This window comes from Tardiphaga sp. 862_B3_N4_1 (genome assembly GCF_051811085.1).
GTDB classification, from domain to species: domain Bacteria; phylum Pseudomonadota; class Alphaproteobacteria; order Rhizobiales; family Xanthobacteraceae; genus Tardiphaga; species Tardiphaga robiniae.
In genome coordinates this window covers 2,101,227-2,117,582 of record NZ_JBPWQB010000002.1, presented here as the reverse complement: position 1 = coordinate 2,117,582, position 16,356 = coordinate 2,101,227, and the positions used below count along the sequence as shown (strand labels likewise).

Here is a 16,356-nt window from a genome sequence, read left to right as displayed (position 1 = left end):
GGAGCGCCGCACGAAAACCACTTACTGAACGCGCGGCAGCACTTCGAACTGATGGAACGGCGGTGGCGAGCTCAGGGTCCATTCCAGCGTGGTCGCGCCCGAACCCCACGGATTGTTCGCAGCCTGTTCCTTGCGGACGAAAGCTTCGATCACGCCGTAGATGAAGATCAGCACGGCAAAGCCGGAGATGTAGGAGCCGATCGACGAGACCAGGTTCCAGCCGGCGAAGGCATCCGGATAGTCGACATAACGGCGCGGCATGCCCGACAGACCCAGGAAGTGCTGCGGGAAGAACACCAGATTCACGCCAATGAAGGTGACCCAGAAATGCGCCTTGGCGATGGTTTCCGAATACATGTAGCCGAACATCTTCGGGAACCAGTAATACCAGCCGGCGAAGATGGCGAACACGGCGCCCAGCGACAGCACGTAGTGGAAGTGCGCCACCACATAGTAGGTGTCCTGCAACACGCGATCGACGCCGGCATTGGCCAGCACGACGCCGGTGACGCCGCCGAGGGTGAACAGGAAGATGAAGCCCACGGCCCACAACATCGGCGCCTTGAACTCGATGGAACCGCCCCACATCGTGGCGATCCAGGAGAAGATCTTCACGCCGGTGGGCACCGCGATGACCATCGTGGCGGCAACGAAGTAGGCCTGCGTCGCCGACGACATGCCGACGGTGTACATGTGGTGCGCCCAGACGACGAAGCCGATGCCGCCGATGGCGACCATCGCATAGGCCATGCCGAGATAGCCGAACACCGGCTTCTTCGAGAAGGTCGAGATGATCTGCGAGATCATGCCGAAGCCGGGCAGGATCAGGATGTACACTTCGGGGTGACCGAAGAACCAGAACAGATGCTGGAACAGGATCGGATCACCGCCGCCGTCTGCGGCGAAGAAGGTCGTGCCGAAGTTACGGTCCGTCAGCAGCATGGTGATGGCGCCCGCCAGAACCGGCAGCGACAGCAGCAGCAGGAACACGGTGACCAGGATCGACCACACGAACAGCGGCATCTTGTGCAGGGTCATGCCCGGCGCGCGCATGTTGAAGATGGTGGTGATGAAGTTGATGGCACCGAGGATCGACGATGCACCGGCGATATGCAGTGCCAGAATCGCGAAGTCGACGGCGGGACCCGGATGGCCCGATGTCGAGAGCGGCGCATACATGGTCCAGCCGGCGCCGACGCCGTTGGCGCCGGGCTCGCCCTCCACGAAGGTCGAGATGATGAGCAGCGCGAAAGCAGCCGGCAACAGCCAGAACGACACGTTGTTCATGCGCGGGAACGCCATGTCCGGTGCGCCGATCATCAGCGGCACCATCCAGTTGCCGAAACCGCCGATCATCGCGGGCATCACCATGAAGAAGATCATGATCAGACCGTGCGAGGTGACGAAGACGTTGTAGGTGTGGCTCTCGTGGAAGATCTGGACGCCCGGATACATCAGCTCGATACGGATCAGGATCGACATGATGCCGCCGATGACGCCCGCCGCGATCGCGAAGATAAGGTACATCGTGCCGATGTCCTTATGGTTCGTCGAATAGACGTAGCGCCGCCACCCCGTCGGATGCGCATGCGCATGATCGTCGTGGGCGTGATCGTCGTGAGCCGGTGTTGCCGCGGTCGTTGCCATTTTCAAATCCTGCTTTGTCTTCTTCTGGCAGTCTTTGGACCTTGCGGTCCCCTCGCCCTAATTTCTTACAGTGCGTGCGGAGCCTCGCGGCTCCGCCACCCGCTTACTGCGCCACAGCAGTTCCGGCCGAAGCGTAGGAATTCGCCGGATTGGACGCGAACTTCTTCTTCGCGGTCTCGACCCATGCGGTGAATTCCTGATCGCTGACGACGCGGATCGCGATCGGCATGAACGCGTGATCCTTGCCGCACAGTTCCGAGCACTGACCGTAGAACATGCCGGTCTTGGTGGCCTTGAACCAGGTCTCGTTCAGACGGCCCGGAACGGCGTCGATCTTGATGCCGAAGGACGGGATCGCGAAGGAATGGATGACGTCCGCGGCGGTCGTCTGCACGCGCACGACCTTGTTCACGGGAACGACAACTTCGTTATCAACGGCAAGCAGGCGCGGCTGCTTGTCAGCGGCCATCAGCGAGTCGAATTCGAACGGGCCGTTGTCGGGATAGCTGTAGGTCCAGAACCACTGCTTGCCGGTTGCCTTGATGGTCAGGTCGGCTTTTGGAATATCGAGTTCCAGGAACAGCAGACGGAACGACGGCACCGCCACAGCGACCAGAATCAGAACCGGGATGATGGTCCACGCCACTTCGATCAGCGTGTTGTGCGTGGTCTTGGATGCGACCGGGTTGGCCTTGGAGTTGAACTTCATCACCACGATGACGAGAAGTACAAGCACGAACAATGTGATGGCGGTGATCAGCCAGAGCAGGAAATTATGAAACCAGGTGATGTTCTCCATCACCGGCGTGGCGGCTTCCTGCAGCTTGAATTCCCACGGCGCGGGCTGGCCCATCACCTCTGCGAATGCAGCACCGCCAAAAGCAAGCCCGGCCCCAACAACTGCTAACCCCAGCAACCGGCGGCCAATCTGGCCCCTCGACATCCTCATGCCGCTCGCGCTCCCATATTTACTGTCGCATTTCGGCCTGTCGCCGAATTATGCCGCCCGATCCGCACCCTGCCAATTTGCCAAAACGCCCAAGTGATTGGCCTGGAGGCAGTTGTTAGAATGCGTCGAAATCTAGCCTCTCAAACCATAATTCGCGGTCTGTCGCAATGCAGGAGTGGCGCATCCCGTAATGCATTCGGCGGTATTGAACGAAGGTCGCAATTGCTGCATGAAATCAGGCATAAACAGGCATGCGGCAGCCGAACGGCGCTTGACAGCGGAATTGTCCGATGTAGGCACAGATCAGGCGATCGGCAGGATGCTGATTCGCGCCTGCGAGCGCTTTCGTGGCTCCGTGGATGCCTTCAAGGCGCCGTCATTGCCGTATCATTCCGTGGTCTGGAAAAATCCTCCGGACAGACAGCGTCAAGCGTGCTGCCCTGGACTACGACCACCACGTCACCGCCTAAGGAATCGACCCGGATGGGGCACTCGAAGTTGCAGTATAAACCGACCCTGAACCGCCCGGCCCGCGGGATCGCAGGCTGGCGCCGGCTGGCGCTCGGTTGTCTCGCCCTGGCGGCGATCGCCGCCGTCCCGACTACCGCCAGCGCCCAGGGTGCGGTGCGCTCGGTTCATGGCGACTGGCAGATCCGCTGCGACACCCCGCCCGGTGCCCAGGCCGAACAATGTGCCCTGATCCAGAGCGTGGTGGCGGAAGACCGCTCCAATGCCGGCCTGACCGTGATCGTGCTGAAGACCGCCGACCAGAAGAGCAAGCTGATGCGCGTGGTGGCGCCGCTCGGTGTGCTGCTGCCCTCCGGCCTCGGCCTCAAGCTTGACAATCAGGACGTCGGCCGCGCCGGCTTCGTGCGCTGCCTGCCCAATGGCTGTGTTGCCGAAGTCGTGATGGACGACAAGCTGCTCGCCCAGCTCCGCACCGCCAAGACTGCCACCTTCATCATCTTCGAAACGCCCGAAGAAGGCATCGGCTTCCCGCTCAGCCTCAACGGCATCGGCGAGGGTTACGACAAGTTGCCATAGGCCTTGAACCCGGCAGCATCAGCCGGAACCGCGCCCTCTGTAATAGTCCAGCAATCGCCGGGCATCTTCAGATGTCCAGTCGGCCTCTCCTGCAAGATATCCCTCGACCTGCCCCGTCGTCCCGATCAGATACGAGATAGGCATCGCGTAGAGGCTGAACGGAGTATCCGGAGCAGCAACCTCGCCGGCACGCGCGACCAGTCCACCAGGGTCGATACCGACATCGAGGTGTCTCAGCTTCAGGTTGCGCACAAACGAAGCAACGTCTGCGCGATCGGTGGCGATCGCGATAACCTGCAGATTTGCGCGTGTCTCGATGTCCTGAAGCCGATCAAGAATCGGCAACTCGGTCTTGCAGGCCGGGCACCATGTCGCCCAGAAATTGACCAGAACGACCTTTCCTGGAAACGCGGTCAGATCAACCGGCTTGCCAACTAGGCGAGGCACCGCAACGGACGGGATCGGCCGCGCTCCCCGGATGACAGTGAACTGATGCCGGGTGGTGCCAAAGGGCGGCGGCCCATCTGGCCGCGCATCCACGGCAGCGCCCCCCGCCGCCAATGCGGCCGTCGTGGCCAATGCCCCTTTGAGCAGCGTACGTCGCGAGATTAGCGAGCGAGCGACAGCCCGTGCGCGGTGCGGTGTTGTCACGGTCCAGCCTCCGATGGGCATCAAATAGGGTAGCGAAGCGTGCCGCTCAGGATCGGATATAGGACCAACCCGCTTCCTGTAGCTCGATGATCCGTCCAGGCCCGCTCGGAACCATCTGAACGTTATCGATAAACGAAATCGGATGGCCCTCGCTGCGCTCCATACCGAGCTTAGTCGCTTCGCAGACCACAAAGCGAATGTCAGGGGTCAGAGCCTGAACGACCTTCAGCAGTTCCTTGACCGGCGACGTGTCCACTCGAAACATATGAATGCCGGCGTTGTAAGCGACGATTTCGATCGAGAAGTCCTGCTTCGTCTCCCGGTAGTATTTCGGCAGGTTCAGCGACGTCGAAATCAGCGCTCTCATGACGGTCGGGTCGTCAGTGTTGATCTGCAGTACGAGACGATGTGCCTTGGCCGCCGCAGGCTTCGTCTCCGGCGCCCACGGCTTTGAAATGGCGGACCCCGCATCCGTCAAAGCCAGCGTGACGAATAACGGTGCCGCAAACGCCAGACCGAACGCCACCATGGCCAAGGCCTTGCCGCTATAACTCCGCATTGAAATCATCACTTGCACTCGAGCACACTGAAAGTGTTCGGCTTTTTTCAACGGCAATCCGTGGATGGCCGGATGAGAGCGTGAGCGCTCGCTACCTGAGGATCATGCTGCGCTTGGCGTAAGCCACGATAGCGCTCAATGCGAGCAGCACGATCGCAGGAAGCGGTGAGCCGCCGATGACAAACACATGCGTGAAAATCGCACCGATCATGATGCAGCACAGGAGGACCGCGCCAAACGCGACCGTTGACGGAACGATGATCAGGGCCGCTCCGAAGATTTCGAGCGTGCCGGTCAGATAGCGGAACCATTGCCCAAGGCCGATATGTTCGAACTCCTCGACGAGCATCGGCACGCCGTAAAGCTTGGCAGTCCCCGCAGCGGCGAACGCAAGAGCGAGCAAGCCCCTGACGGCCCAGAGACTGATGGAGGTCCAGCGCCGCGGTGCTGAGGAGGTGACGGAAGACGATGACATGGGCAGCTCCGAAGATGGTCAAAACGGTTTCGGCGACGCGGCTGACGGCAAAGTCTGCTTCAGATCCACGGGGCGCTTTCGAAGCACAAATTTCGGCAGTAAGATGAAAAAGACAAGTAGAATGCTTTTTCTGAGATAGTATGAAAAACATGACCAATGGAAAAACAGGCGATATCGCGCTCCCCGAATGTCAGCAGGGACGGGACGTAGAAGATTTTCATCGGGCGCTGGGGATGATTACCGGCAAATGGAAATGTGAGATCCTCTGGCAACTGGTCCAGAGCAAACACCGGTTCGGAGAACTGCAGCGCGCGATTCCGAATGTGACGCAACACATGCTGACGACACAACTGCGCGATCTCGAGTCCAACGGACTCGTCAAGCGCACGGTCTTCGCCGAGATCCCTCCGAGGGTGGAATATGAAATCACGGAATCGGCGAGAGCGCTCAGGCCGGTCTTCGAGGAACTGTTCCGATGGTCGCAGGCGCATTTCTCTGCGATGCAGGCCCGATCCACGACCTCACCCGGCTCCGACGAGAGCGCAGCGCCCCTGACTCATCCTTAATCCAGAAATGGAGCGACTTACTCGCCGGGCACCAGCCCGACCGCATGACGGCGCCCGGGCTTCGATGCCGCACGCAGGCGGCGGCGCGAGAAATACAGGATGAAGCCGGTCACGGTGAACAGCGGCATCAAGGCCGCGGCCAGCAAGAACACAATGCGACCGGGCAGTCCCAGGAACGCACCGGTGTGGATGTGCAGCACCGCGGCCAAAATGCGCTCACCGAATGTCTTGTCGTTGTAGAGCTCTGCCGACACCATGCGGCCGGTCACGCCATCGATGCGGAAATCGTCGCGCGCTTCATCGAATGACGCATCCTTTGCCACCGAGCGGATACGCACGACACTGCCCGGTCCGTTCGGCACCTGCATGATCGCCATCGCATAGCGGCTGCCTTGATCAGCCAGAAACGTCGACCAGACCTTGTCGAGTGACGGAGGCGCATCGGCGGCAGGTGCTTTGGCGCCCCCCTTTGCTCCGCGCATTGCCGGCGCACTCGCAGCGGGCTTGCTCGACAGAAGCCAGGTCGCGCTGGCCTTGTACCAGTCGAACGACCACCAAAGGCCGGTGAGAATGGTCACCAGATAGACCGGCAGCAACCACGTGCCGACGACGCTGTGCAGCGACCTGTGAAACGGACGGCCGGGCATCGCCAGATTCGGCCTCAGCCAGGCCTTGATGCTGCGGACACGGCGCGGCCAGCGCAGCACTATCCCGGAGATCAGCAATACGAACAGGCCGAGCACGGCGACGCCGGTGATCAGACGGCCATAGCCATTGCCGTTGCCCGGCAGCAGCAGAAAGCGATGCAGGTTGCGCAGGGTCGCAAAGAAGCCCTCCCCCTGCATCGCCGAGACGACGCGGCCGTCATAGGGATCGACATAAACCGACGACCGCTCCCCAGTCTCGCTGCGGGCAAAGCGCATCCGCACCGCCGTGCCGGGCTCGCTCGAAAAGACAATGAGACCAACCTTGCCCGCCCCTGGCACCGCCTGAACCCGCGCCACCAGCTCATCAGGTCCGAGCACAGGTGCGGGGCGCGGATCCACCTTCGTCACATCGCGATTCAGCGCAGCGACGATTTCGTCCTCGAAGCTCAGCATGGCGCCGGTCAGACCGATCAGGCCCAGGATCAGCGAGATCGCCAGGCCGATGATGGAATGGACTTGCAGGAATGCGGATTTGGTTCGTGAGGCCATGAAAAGCGATAACTGCCAGAAGAGATTAGTCCTGCAAGGAATACCGTTCGCACAGGATGGTGCTCGGAGGTCTACCGCACCGCAGCCTGAGGCGCATCGGAGCGCAGTTTGTAATAGCTCCAAGGTAGCCCATCATGGCTGGCACGGTTGCCCCCAGAGGATCTCGCCCCGGCGATGTGCAGGCCTCCCTTTTTGTCAAAACAGCACCTATCTTGGTTTGAATCGCCTGTTTCGCCGCAGGTTACGCCATTGTAAGGCGACCCACCCCCGGGTTGTCGCTACAAATTGAAATCGTGGCCCCGCGCCTGGCGCCGGGGCCGCGCCGCTGACATTGGAGCCTGCATGACCAGCCCAGCCACTACCTCCCTGATCGACCGCGCCAATCTGGACCGCGACGAGGTTCGCCGCGAGCTGATGCGGGGGCTTCAGGGAGCTGACGATGGCGAGCTGTTTCTCGAATATAGCCAGTCCGAGGCACTCGGTTTCGACAACGGCCGGCTGAAGCAGGCGACCTATGACACCGCGCAGGGTTTCGGCCTTCGCGCCGTCAAGGACGATGCGGTCGGCTATGCGCATTCCTCCGATGTATCAATCCCGGCGCTGATCCGTGCGGCTGATGCGGTCAATGCGGTCCGTGGCGGCTATGCGGGCACCTTTGCCGCAGCGCCCTCGCACACCAATGTGCGGCTCTATAGTGACGACAATCCGCTGGACGCGCCGGGCTTCGAGGCCAAGGTCAAGCTGCTGGCCGAAATCGACGCCTATGTCCGCGACAAGGACCCGCGCGTCCGCCAGGTCTCCGTCTCTCTCGGCGCCACCTGGCAGGTGGTCGAAATCCTGCGCCCGGACGGCGAGAGCTATCGCGACATCCGTCCGCTGGTCCGCGTGAATATCTCGGTCGTCGCCGGTCAGGGCGATCGACAGGAGAGTGGTTCCAAGGGCTATGGCGGCCGCGAGGGCTATGCGCGCTTCATCGAGAGCGGTTCGTGGCGCACGGCAGCCGACGGCGCGCTGCGCGAGGCGCTGGTGAACCTGGAATCGATCCCGGCCCCTGCCGGCGAAATGGATGTGGTGCTCGGCCCCGGCTGGCCCGGCGTGATGCTGCATGAAGCCGTCGGCCACGGGCTCGAAGGCGATTTCAACCGCAAACAGACCTCGGCCTTTGCCGGCCTGATGGGCCAGCAGGTTGCCGCCAAAGGCGTGACTGTCGTCGATGACGGCACGATCTCGTCACGCCGCGGCTCGCTGTCGATCGACGACGAAGGCACGCCGACCAATCGCACCACACTGATCGAGGACGGCATCCTTGTCGGCTACATGCAGGACCGCCAGAACGCGCGCCTGATGGGCATGAAGCCGACCGGCAACGGCCGTCGTCAGGGCTATGCCCATGTGCCGATGCCGCGCATGACCAACACCTACATGCTCGCTGGCCAGCGCGATCCCGCGGAAATCCTCGCCTCGGTGAAGAACGGCATCTATGCGGTGAACTTCGGCGGCGGCCAGGTCGACATAACCTCCGGCAAATACGTGTTTCAGTGCACCGAGGCCTACAAGATCGAGAATGGCAAGATCGGTGCGCCGCTGAAGGGCGCGATGATGATCGGCAACGGTCCGACCGACCTGCACCGCATCAGCATGATCGGCAACGATCTCGCGCTCGATGACGGCATCGGCACTTGCGGCAAGCATGGCCAGGGCGTGCCGGTCGGCGTCGGCCAGCCAACTTTGCGCATGGACAAGGTGACCATCGGAGGAACGGGCCAGTGACCACGGACACGGAAACCACAACCGTCGCATCGACCGCAAAACGCTGGTCCGGTCAGCTGGCACAGATCGTCGCGATCGTCGGCATCGTCTTCGTCGCCAAGGGCGCGCTCGCCGAACCGTTCTATGTGCCGTCCGCCTCCATGGAGCCGACGCTGCTGATCGGCGATGCATTGCTGGCGACCAAGTTTCCCTACGGCTATTCGACAGCCTCGCTGCCGATCCATGTCTCCCTTCCCGAGACCGGCCGCGTCTTCGCGACCACGCCGAAGCGCGGCGATGTCGTGGTGTTTCGCTGGCCCGGCGATCGCTCCCAGGTCTGGGTCAAGCGGGTGATCGGCCTGCCCGGCGATCGCGTCGAACTGCGCGGCGGTCAGGTCTGGCTCAATGGCGTCGCGACGTCCGTGAAGGCCGACGGCATCGGTGCCGCGGAAGACGATAGCGGCGGCTCCGAACCGGCGCATCGTTATGTCGAAACCCTGCCCGGCGGCGTGTCGCATCCGATCTTCAAGCTGCGTGACAACGGCCGCCTCGACAACACGCCGGAAGTCGTCATTCCCCCTGACCATCTGTTCGTGATGGGCGACAACCGCGACAACTCCGCCGACAGCCGCGTACCGGTAAGCCAGGGCGGTGTCGGCCTGCTGCCGATGGATAATCTCGTCGGCCGCGTCGACGCCATTGTCGGTTCATGGGATCTCGGCATGCGCAGCCAGCCGGTGACCAACTGGCTATCGGGCTTCCGCATGGCGCGGTTCTTCACCGGGGTACATTGAGCGCCGCGACAGCAGCTCAGAAGTAAGCAATCGCACGGCCGCATATGGCAACCGTGAACCAGATGGCCATTGATGCCAGAGCGCCTTGCCGCGCACCCGCAGGCATCGGTGACAGCGGCGGCAACGCTGCGATCCTGGGCATGATGATCGCCTCAACCCAGACGACATTGAGCAAGCCCAGCGCGATCAGAGCCGCCTTGATCTGAAACACGCGGTTCAGCACGACATGACTCGCTTCGGCGGTAAACAGAATGCCGCCGGTGAGCACGAGGCCGAGAAATCCGGCAATGGCAAAACGGCGCGCCCTGCGCAGCAGCGGACCAGGCGCCGTTGCAGCTAACCCGCCCGCGAGCCGGACATCCATCACCGCAATGGCACCGGCGAAGAACATCAGCGCGACGATGTGACCGATATTGGCGGACATATAGAGCCAGCGCGATTGCCGGATCGCAGCGCCAATTGCGGACGCTTCCATCGCCATGAAGATCGCGGGTGCGCCCTCAGTCATGAGCCGGCGCTATCGCAATTCGTAGGTCTTGCCGTCCACGGTGATGCGTTCGGCGCGCATCTCGTCCTTGTCGACGGTGGATGGATAGCCGAAGGCCGAGACGGTCTTGCCGACAGCCACGATATCGGCAGACGCCCCGCGCGCCGTCATGCGGGAGGTCGGCGCAAGAGTGACGGTCCAGGCCTTGTCGGCCCCCTTGATCACGATCGTCGCGTGCGGGTTCTCGAATTTGCTGTTTTCGACAGGACCGTTCACGGTGACCGGATTGGCAGCGTCGTAGCTGCCCCAACCGTGATGGGCGACGGCGGCGACCGTCGTAACAGCAATCAGTAATCCAGCGAATGTTACTGCGGGCAGGAGACGCGTCATGGCTCAACTCCCTTTATTGCCGGAATGCTACCTCACAACGCCCGAGATGAAACCCGGTTTTCGCCGCGGCGGCTTGATGTCGTTCTTCAGGAAGCAGCGCGCATTCTTGCCGGCATAACCGGGCCGCGCAAAGGTCCAGGCGCGGCATTTGTTGTCGCCCTGGCAGGCATCGCGACATGCATCGCCGTGCTCGGCCTTGTCGTCGTTCTTGATCTCGAACGAACGATAGTCGCCGCCAAAACGATCTGTCGAAGTTTCCACCGGACCGGTGCGCGGCTCAATGACACCGGCGCCACGCACGCCGGAGACGCAGCAATAGCTCTCGACCCGCGGCGGGACCTTGTCTTTCAGCCAGCACACCGCGTTTTCGGAATTATCGCTCGGATAGTTGAAGCTCCAGGCGCGGCACTTCTTGTCGCGCTCGCAGATCAGCGCGCATTCCGCGGGATCGCCGGACAGCGAGACCGAGCGCGAATAGTCACCGCCGGGACGATCGAAATTGGTTTGCGCCTGAGCAGATGCAACGGCTGCGACCAACAGCATGGCGAGGGCTGTCAGACACGCTCTGAACAGGTTCCTCGGCATGCAGGATGACTTTCAGCGGTTTGCAAATGGCGTAAGAAGGACGCCATTGGAACGCCGGTCACCTGTACCGCTGATGAACAGATTTTCAGCTTCGCCAAGCCGCTGATCTAGAAGCAGTATTCCTTATAGGCCGGCGCCACCGAGCCACCCCAGGCGCCATGGAACCTGTCGAGCATCTGCTCGGCCGGAGTCTTGCCGGAATCCAGGATCCGATCGAGTGCCTCCAGATGGTGGGACTCATCGCGGCCGTGCGCGTCGAGCTTGCCGCGCCGGCGCAGGCCACCATGGGCCAACTGCAGACACTCTTTGGCGATTTCGAACAGATACCGATCCTTGATCTTCGCCTTGAAACCCAACTTCGGCACGTCGTCGCGCAGCGCCTGTCGCTCCGCCGCAGTCCAGTTCTTGACGATATCCCAAGCCGCATTGAGGGCGCTGTCGTCATAAAGCAATCCGACCCAGAACGCCGACAGCGCCGGCAAACGATCCGACGGCACGCCATCGGCGCCGCGCATTTCGAGATAACGCTTCAGGCGGACTTCCGGGAAAATCGTCGAGAGATGATTGGCCCAATCCGAGAGAGTGGGTCGCTCGCCGGGTATCTTTTCGTTCTTGCCCGCGAAGAAATCGCGGAACGACGAGCCGGACACATCGATGTAAGTGTCCCCGCGCTTGACGAAATACATGGGAACATCCAGCGCGTAATCGACCCAGCGCTCGAAGCCCATGCCGTCTTCGAACGCCCACGGGATCATGCCCGAGCGCGCATTATCGGTGTCGCGCCAGACTTCGGACCGGAACGACAGGAAGCCGTTCGGCTTGCCTTCAGTGAACGGGGAGTTCGCGAACAGCGCTGTCGCGATCGGCTGCAATGCAACGGAAACACGGAGCTTCTTGACCATGTCGGCTTCGGAGGAGAAGTCGAGATTGGTCTGCACCGTGCAGGTCCGGTACATCATGTCCAGACCGTACTGGCCAACTTTGGGCATGTAGTTGGTCATGATCTTGTAGCGGCCCTTGGGCATCACCGGAATCTGCGCGCGCGACCACGACGGCGTGAGACCGAGGCCAAGAAAGCCGATGCCGAGCGGCGTCGCCACTTCACGCACCTGCGCAAGATGCGCCATCAGTTCGGACTGCGTCTGGTGGACTGTCTCCACCGGCGCGCCCGACAATTCAAACTGGCCGCCGGGCTCAAGCGAAATCGCGCCGCCGCCGGTGACGTCATAGAGGCCGATGATATTGCCGGCTTCCATGATCGGCTCCCAGCCGAGCAGATGCTTCATACCGTCGAGTACCGCGCCGATGCCGCGCGGACCTTCGTAAGGCACGGGATTGTGACCGACGAGCGTGAACGGCGTCTTCTCGTGTTCGGTGCCGATGCGGAAGTCCGATGGCGGCTTCACGCCCGCCGCCAGCCACGCCACGAGTTCGTCGCGCGACTGCAGCGGCGTCATATCGATTTGGTCACGCGCCATGGAAATTCCGAATGAAAGGCGCTGCAATCTGTTGCGCGCGGTGTCGGGAACGCCCGCGGCCCGTGCGGGTCGCGAACGCAGGCAAAAATTTAAGGTTCATCGCGCCGGCGCGGCGTCTCTGGCGGCCGGCGATGTCACTGTCGATGCCGCTTCTTGGCACGCGCAGCCGAGCCGGTCGAGCAGGCCGCACAGTTTTGCTGCATCTGCGTCGGACAGTTTCGAGCCGACATGTTTCTCGATCGCCGTTGAATAGGCGCAGCCCATCTTCTTGTGCAACTCGCGCCCGGCCGCCGTGATCTCGACGAACAGGCCGCGCTTGTCCATCTTGCATTCGCGGCGTGCAGCCAAGCCTTCGTCGACCAGGCGGTCGATCAGCCGCGATGTCGAATATTGCGGTATCAGCATCTGCTTTTCGAGCTCGACCGGGCGCATCTCGCCGGTCGGCGAGCGCGACAGCTCGGCCAGCGCGTCGTACCATGCGAGCGGCGGAAAGCCGGCGCGCTTGAGGTCCTGCTCGACGCCGTCCAGCACCCGGCTCTGGATTCGCATCAGGCGGATCCAGGCGGCTGTCGCCTCAAGGGAAGGTTTACGTTTCATGGCTCAGTCCAAATGGTGGCGGCACCCTAGCCCACTTGATGCAGCTGCATCAATCTTGACTCTTTCATGCATATGCATTTAGTCACCCGCGTGGTTAAACCAATGTCCTCAGGGAGGAATTTTCGATGAAGCTGTATTATTCGCCAGGCGCCTGTTCGCTCTCGCCTCATATCGCACTTCTCGAAGCCGGCCTGCCTTACGATCTCGTGAAGGTCGACCTCAAAGCCAAGAAGCTGGAAAATGGCGACGACTATCTCGCCATCAACCCCAAGGGCCAGGTGCCAGCCCTCGGCCTCGACAGCGGTGAGCTCGTTACCGAAGGTCCGGTCATCGTGCAGTACATTGCCGACAAGGCTGCTGCCAAAAATCTGGCGCCGGCCAATGGCAGCGATGCGCGCCGTCAGCTGCAGGAATATCTTGGTTTCATCAACGGCGAACTGCACAAGAACTTCAGCCCGCTGTTCCAGCCGGTGTTCGATGACGAGGTAAAGGGCTTCTTCAAGACCCGTCTGATGGGCAAATTCAAATATCTCGATGGCCAGCTCGCAGGCAAAGACTACCTGCTCGGCAAGGATTTCAGCGTCGCCGACGGCTATCTTTTCGTGATGCTGAAATGGGCCGACCGGATGAGCATCGACCTCTCCGAGTTCAAGAACCTGATGGCCTACAAGGATCGCGTCGCTGCCCGCCCGCAGGTGCAGGCCGCGCTGGAAAAGGAAGGCCTGATGAAGGCGGCGTAAGCTGCGGTTTCATTGAGCGAGAATGCGAAAGGGCCGGATCATTGATCCGGCCCTTTTTGTTTGTGTTGGATGCCGCGTTGATCACGACACGATGGGCTTGCGCTGTCGTCCCCTCTCCCCTTGCGGGAGAGGGGTGGCCGCAAATCGCGACGCCCGAGTTCTGGGCACCCCTCTCCCCGGCCCTCCCCCGCAAGGGGGGAGGGGGCACTCCTGTCTGTGTTTGTGACTTACGCCGCCGCGAGCTTCTTCGGCGGAAAGCGGCCATAGAACGTCTCGCCCTTGGCGGCCATCTCTTCGAGCAGCTTCGGCGGGGTGAAGCGCGAGCCGTATTTGGCTTCAAGCTTGTGGCAGAGTTCGACGAACTTCTTGGTACCCATGAAGTCGATATAGCTCAGCGTACCGCCGGTGAACGGTGCGAAGCCGAAGCCGAGGATCGAGCCGACATCGGCCTCGCGCGGATCGACGATCACGTGATCCTCGACGGTGCGCGCGGCTTCTACCGCCTGCACCACCAGGAAGCGCTGTTTCAGCTCCTCCACATCGAGCGTATCGGGATCGACCGGTTTCGGCAGCAGCGGGGCGATACCCTTCCAGAGAGCTTTCGAGCCCTTGCCCTTCGGCGGATACTCGTAGAAGCCCTTGCCGTTCTTGCGACCGAAGCGCTCCTGCTTCTCCACCATCTCGACGATCAGCTTCTTCTGCGCCTGATCGACGGCCTGCGAACCGAGATCGGCTTCGGTGGCCTTCATGATCTTCAGCACCAGATCGAGCGCGATCTCGTCCGACAGCGACAGCGGCCCGACCGGCATGCCGGCCATCTTGGCGGTATTCTCGATCATCGCCGGTGGCACGCCCTCGAGCAGCATTTCGAGGCCTTCGGCGGTGAAGCGCAACACGCAGCGATTGGCGAAGAAGCCGCGGGAGTCATTGACGACAATGGGAGTCTTGCCGATGACGCGGACGTAATCGAGCGCGGTGGCGAGCGCGACATCGCCGGTGTTCTTGCCGACGATGATCTCCACCAGCATCATCTTCTCGACCGGCGAGAAGAAGTGGATGCCGATGAATTTGGACTGGTCCGCGAACTCTTCGGCGAGCGAGTTGATCGGCAGCGTCGAAGTGTTCGACGCGATGATCGCACCTTCCTTCAGCAGCGGCTGCACCTTCTTGTAGATCTCGGCCTTGACCGCGCGATCCTCGAACACGGCCTCGATGACGAGGTCGCATTCCCGGATCACCTCAAAGTCTGCGGTCGCGGTGATCTTCGCCATCAAAGCGGTCTTGTCGGCCTCCTTGGCGCGGCCCTTAGCGATCAGGCCATCGATTGCCGCGATGCAATGACCGAGGCCCTTATCGGCACTCGCCTGGTCGCGGTCGATCAGCACCACGTCCATGCCGCCGCGTGCAGAGACGAAGCCAACTGACGCGCCCATGAAGCCGGCGCCGATGACGGCGAGCTTCTTGACCTTGGTCGGCGGCACGTTCTGTGGACGACGCGCACCCTTGTTGAGTTCCTGCATCGACAGGAACAGGCTGCGGATCATCGCCGCCGCTTCCTTGGTCTGCAGGATATGTGCGAACTGACGGGACTCGACGCGGAGCGCCGCATCCATCGGCAGCTGCAGGCCTTCATAGACGCACTGCATGATGGCGCGGGCCGCCGGATAATTGTCGAAGGTCTCGCGGCGATAGATCGCGTTGCCCGCGGGAAACATCATCATGCCCTGCTTGGAATAGACGGGGCCACCGGGCAGCTTGAAGCCCTTCTCGTCCCAGGGCGCCACGGGTTTGCCGCCAGCCTTGATCCATTCTTTCCCCGCCGTGATGAGATCGGCTGCCGGCACCACCGCGCCGACGATGCCCATCGCCTTCGCCTTGACGAGATTGATCGCGTCGCCCTTCAGCAGCATCTGCATGGTGTCCTGCGGCTGCAGCATGCGTGCGAGGCGCTGCGTGCCGCCGCCACCGGGGAACAGGCCGACCTTGATTTCAGGCAAGCCCAGACGCGTCTTCGGATTTTCAGCCGCAACGCGATAGTGGCAGGCCAGCGTCAGTTCGAACGCGCCGCCGAGTGCGACGCCATTGATGGCCGCGACCCATGGCTTGCCCGATGTTTCAATCTTGCGCAGCGTCAGCGACAGCTTGCGGCTCTCGTCGAACAGCATCTGCTGCGCGGCTTCCTCGCCCTTGGCTGCCTTGGTCTCGGCGAAGACCTTGCCCATGCCTTCCAGCATCGACAGATCGGCACCGGCCGAGAAAGCTTCCTTGCCGGAGGTGATGACGACGCCTTTCACGGCGGCATCCGCAGTCGTCTGATCGACGATCGCGCCGAGTTCCTCGATGGTCGCCACGTCGAGCACGTTCATCGAACGGCCGGAGATGTCCCAGGTAACGAGCGCGATGCCGTCGGCGTCGGTCTCAACCTTGAAATTCTTGAAGGTCATGTTGG

The 16,356-nt window shown here is 61.8% G+C and carries 17 protein-coding genes; 5 read left to right on the top strand and 12 right to left on the bottom strand.

Translation table 11 applies throughout. The features are described 5' to 3' along the window. Nucleotides 1-21: 21 nt before the first annotated feature. Both ctaD and coxB read right to left on the bottom strand, forming a co-directional pair. Nucleotides 22-1,647, bottom strand: a complete 1,626-nt coding sequence (gene ctaD / locus AB8B02_RS27250; protein ID WP_439065680.1) for a cytochrome c oxidase subunit I — start codon at nucleotides 1,645-1,647, stop codon at nucleotides 22-24. Nucleotides 1,648-1,750: 103 nt separating this feature from the next. Beyond that, nucleotides 1,751-2,596: a cytochrome c oxidase subunit II gene (gene coxB / locus AB8B02_RS27245; protein ID WP_175365929.1), complete on the bottom strand. Its 846-nt coding sequence runs from the start codon at nucleotides 2,594-2,596 to the stop codon at nucleotides 1,751-1,753. A gap of 483 nt (nucleotides 2,597-3,079) precedes the next feature. On the opposite strand from coxB, the gene AB8B02_RS27240 reads away from it, so the two are divergent. Then, nucleotides 3,080-3,640: an invasion associated locus B family protein gene (locus tag AB8B02_RS27240; RefSeq protein ID WP_439065679.1), complete on the top strand. Its 561-nt coding sequence runs from the start codon at nucleotides 3,080-3,082 to the stop codon at nucleotides 3,638-3,640. Between the two features lie 18 nt (nucleotides 3,641-3,658). Here the strand turns inward: AB8B02_RS27240 and AB8B02_RS27235 are convergent, their stop codons facing one another. The 3 genes from AB8B02_RS27235 to AB8B02_RS27225 are packed head-to-tail and all read right to left on the bottom strand — an operon-like array spanning nucleotide 3,659 to nucleotide 5,325. Further along, the gene (locus tag AB8B02_RS27235; RefSeq protein WP_439065678.1) at nucleotides 3,659-4,291 is read right to left on the bottom strand and encodes a TlpA family protein disulfide reductase; all 633 of its coding nucleotides are present in this window, start codon (nucleotides 4,289-4,291) and stop codon (nucleotides 3,659-3,661) included. 46 nt (nucleotides 4,292-4,337) lie between these two features. After that, nucleotides 4,338-4,901 (bottom strand): DsrE family protein, encoded by a 564-nt coding sequence (locus AB8B02_RS27230; RefSeq protein WP_439065677.1) that lies wholly within the window; start codon nucleotides 4,899-4,901, stop codon nucleotides 4,338-4,340. A gap of 40 nt (nucleotides 4,902-4,941) precedes the next feature. After that, a complete protein-coding gene (locus tag AB8B02_RS27225; RefSeq protein WP_120288163.1) occupies nucleotides 4,942-5,325 on the bottom strand; it encodes a DoxX family protein in 384 nt (127 codons plus the stop codon). Nucleotides 5,326-5,474: 149 nt separating this feature from the next. Between AB8B02_RS27225 and AB8B02_RS27220 the strand changes: the two genes are divergently transcribed. Next, nucleotides 5,475-5,891, top strand: a complete 417-nt coding sequence (locus AB8B02_RS27220) for a winged helix-turn-helix transcriptional regulator (RefSeq protein WP_120289072.1) — start codon at nucleotides 5,475-5,477, stop codon at nucleotides 5,889-5,891. Nucleotides 5,892-5,908: 17 nt separating this feature from the next. On the opposite strand, the gene AB8B02_RS27215 is transcribed toward AB8B02_RS27220, so the two are convergent. After that, the gene (locus tag AB8B02_RS27215; protein ID WP_439065676.1) at nucleotides 5,909-7,087 is read right to left on the bottom strand and encodes a PepSY-associated TM helix domain-containing protein; all 1,179 of its coding nucleotides are present in this window, start codon (nucleotides 7,085-7,087) and stop codon (nucleotides 5,909-5,911) included. A 342-nt stretch (nucleotides 7,088-7,429) separates the two neighbouring features. Between AB8B02_RS27215 and tldD the strand changes: the two genes are divergently transcribed. Further along, nucleotides 7,430-8,857, top strand: coding sequence for a metalloprotease TldD (tldD, locus tag AB8B02_RS27210; RefSeq protein WP_089266822.1), 1,428 nt, complete (start codon nucleotides 7,430-7,432; stop codon nucleotides 8,855-8,857). Beyond that, nucleotides 8,854-9,630, top strand: a complete 777-nt coding sequence (gene lepB / locus AB8B02_RS27205; RefSeq protein WP_089266821.1) for a signal peptidase I — start codon at nucleotides 8,854-8,856, stop codon at nucleotides 9,628-9,630. Before tldD ends, lepB begins: the two co-directional genes overlap by 4 nt. A gap of 16 nt (nucleotides 9,631-9,646) precedes the next feature. Here lepB and AB8B02_RS27200 read toward each other — a convergent pair whose 3' ends face one another. The 5 genes from AB8B02_RS27200 to AB8B02_RS27180 all read right to left on the bottom strand — a co-directional run bounded on the left by AB8B02_RS27200 (nucleotide 9,647) and on the right by AB8B02_RS27180 (nucleotide 13,167). Next, nucleotides 9,647-10,138 (bottom strand): DUF6644 family protein, encoded by a 492-nt coding sequence (locus AB8B02_RS27200; protein ID WP_439056948.1) that lies wholly within the window; start codon nucleotides 10,136-10,138, stop codon nucleotides 9,647-9,649. Between the two features lie 9 nt (nucleotides 10,139-10,147). Further along, complete coding sequence (locus AB8B02_RS27195) at nucleotides 10,148-10,507, bottom strand: DUF6152 family protein (protein ID WP_439065675.1); 360 nt, start codon at nucleotides 10,505-10,507, stop codon at nucleotides 10,148-10,150. A 27-nt stretch (nucleotides 10,508-10,534) separates the two neighbouring features. After that, the gene (locus tag AB8B02_RS27190) at nucleotides 10,535-11,050 is read right to left on the bottom strand and encodes a PAN domain-containing protein (protein WP_439065674.1); all 516 of its coding nucleotides are present in this window, start codon (nucleotides 11,048-11,050) and stop codon (nucleotides 10,535-10,537) included. Nucleotides 11,051-11,199: 149 nt separating this feature from the next. Next, a complete protein-coding gene (locus AB8B02_RS27185) occupies nucleotides 11,200-12,570 on the bottom strand; it encodes a glutamate--cysteine ligase (RefSeq protein ID WP_439065673.1) in 1,371 nt (456 codons plus the stop codon). Between the two features lie 96 nt (nucleotides 12,571-12,666). Next, nucleotides 12,667-13,167: a MarR family winged helix-turn-helix transcriptional regulator gene (locus AB8B02_RS27180; RefSeq protein WP_315840319.1), complete on the bottom strand. Its 501-nt coding sequence runs from the start codon at nucleotides 13,165-13,167 to the stop codon at nucleotides 12,667-12,669. 125 nt (nucleotides 13,168-13,292) lie between these two features. Between AB8B02_RS27180 and gstA the strand changes: the two genes are divergently transcribed. Beyond that, nucleotides 13,293-13,907, top strand: a complete 615-nt coding sequence (gstA, locus tag AB8B02_RS27175) for a glutathione transferase GstA (protein ID WP_116664685.1) — start codon at nucleotides 13,293-13,295, stop codon at nucleotides 13,905-13,907. Between the two features lie 227 nt (nucleotides 13,908-14,134). Here the strand turns inward: gstA and AB8B02_RS27170 are convergent, their stop codons facing one another. Continuing rightward, complete coding sequence (locus AB8B02_RS27170; RefSeq protein WP_439065672.1) at nucleotides 14,135-16,351, bottom strand: 3-hydroxyacyl-CoA dehydrogenase NAD-binding domain-containing protein; 2,217 nt, start codon at nucleotides 16,349-16,351, stop codon at nucleotides 14,135-14,137. Nucleotides 16,352-16,356: the final 5 nt, after the last annotated feature.

Coding starts and splice junctions, on each gene's coding strand:
- ctaD (WP_439065680.1), bottom strand. CDS start 1,647: ATGGCAACGACCGCGGCAACACCGGCTCACGACGATCACGCCCACGAC.
- coxB (WP_175365929.1), bottom strand. CDS start 2,596: ATGAGGATGTCGAGGGGCCAGATTGGCCGCCGGTTGCTGGGGTTAGCA.
- AB8B02_RS27240 (WP_439065679.1), top strand. CDS start 3,080: ATGGGGCACTCGAAGTTGCAGTATAAACCGACCCTGAACCGCCCGGCC.
- AB8B02_RS27225 (WP_120288163.1), bottom strand. CDS start 5,325: ATGTCATCGTCTTCCGTCACCTCCTCAGCACCGCGGCGCTGGACCTCC.
- AB8B02_RS27220 (WP_120289072.1), top strand. CDS start 5,475: ATGACCAATGGAAAAACAGGCGATATCGCGCTCCCCGAATGTCAGCAG.
- AB8B02_RS27215 (WP_439065676.1), bottom strand. CDS start 7,087: ATGGCCTCACGAACCAAATCCGCATTCCTGCAAGTCCATTCCATCATC.
- tldD (WP_089266822.1), top strand. CDS start 7,430: ATGACCAGCCCAGCCACTACCTCCCTGATCGACCGCGCCAATCTGGAC.
- AB8B02_RS27200 (WP_439056948.1), bottom strand. CDS start 10,138: ATGACTGAGGGCGCACCCGCGATCTTCATGGCGATGGAAGCGTCCGCA.
- AB8B02_RS27195 (WP_439065675.1), bottom strand. CDS start 10,507: ATGACGCGTCTCCTGCCCGCAGTAACATTCGCTGGATTACTGATTGCT.
- AB8B02_RS27190 (WP_439065674.1), bottom strand. CDS start 11,050: ATGCTGTTGGTCGCAGCCGTTGCATCTGCTCAGGCGCAAACCAATTTC.
- AB8B02_RS27185 (WP_439065673.1), bottom strand. CDS start 12,570: ATGGCGCGTGACCAAATCGATATGACGCCGCTGCAGTCGCGCGACGAA.
- AB8B02_RS27180 (WP_315840319.1), bottom strand. CDS start 13,167: ATGAAACGTAAACCTTCCCTTGAGGCGACAGCCGCCTGGATCCGCCTG.
- gstA (WP_116664685.1), top strand. CDS start 13,293: ATGAAGCTGTATTATTCGCCAGGCGCCTGTTCGCTCTCGCCTCATATC.
- AB8B02_RS27170 (WP_439065672.1), bottom strand. CDS start 16,351: ATGACCTTCAAGAATTTCAAGGTTGAGACCGACGCCGACGGCATCGCG.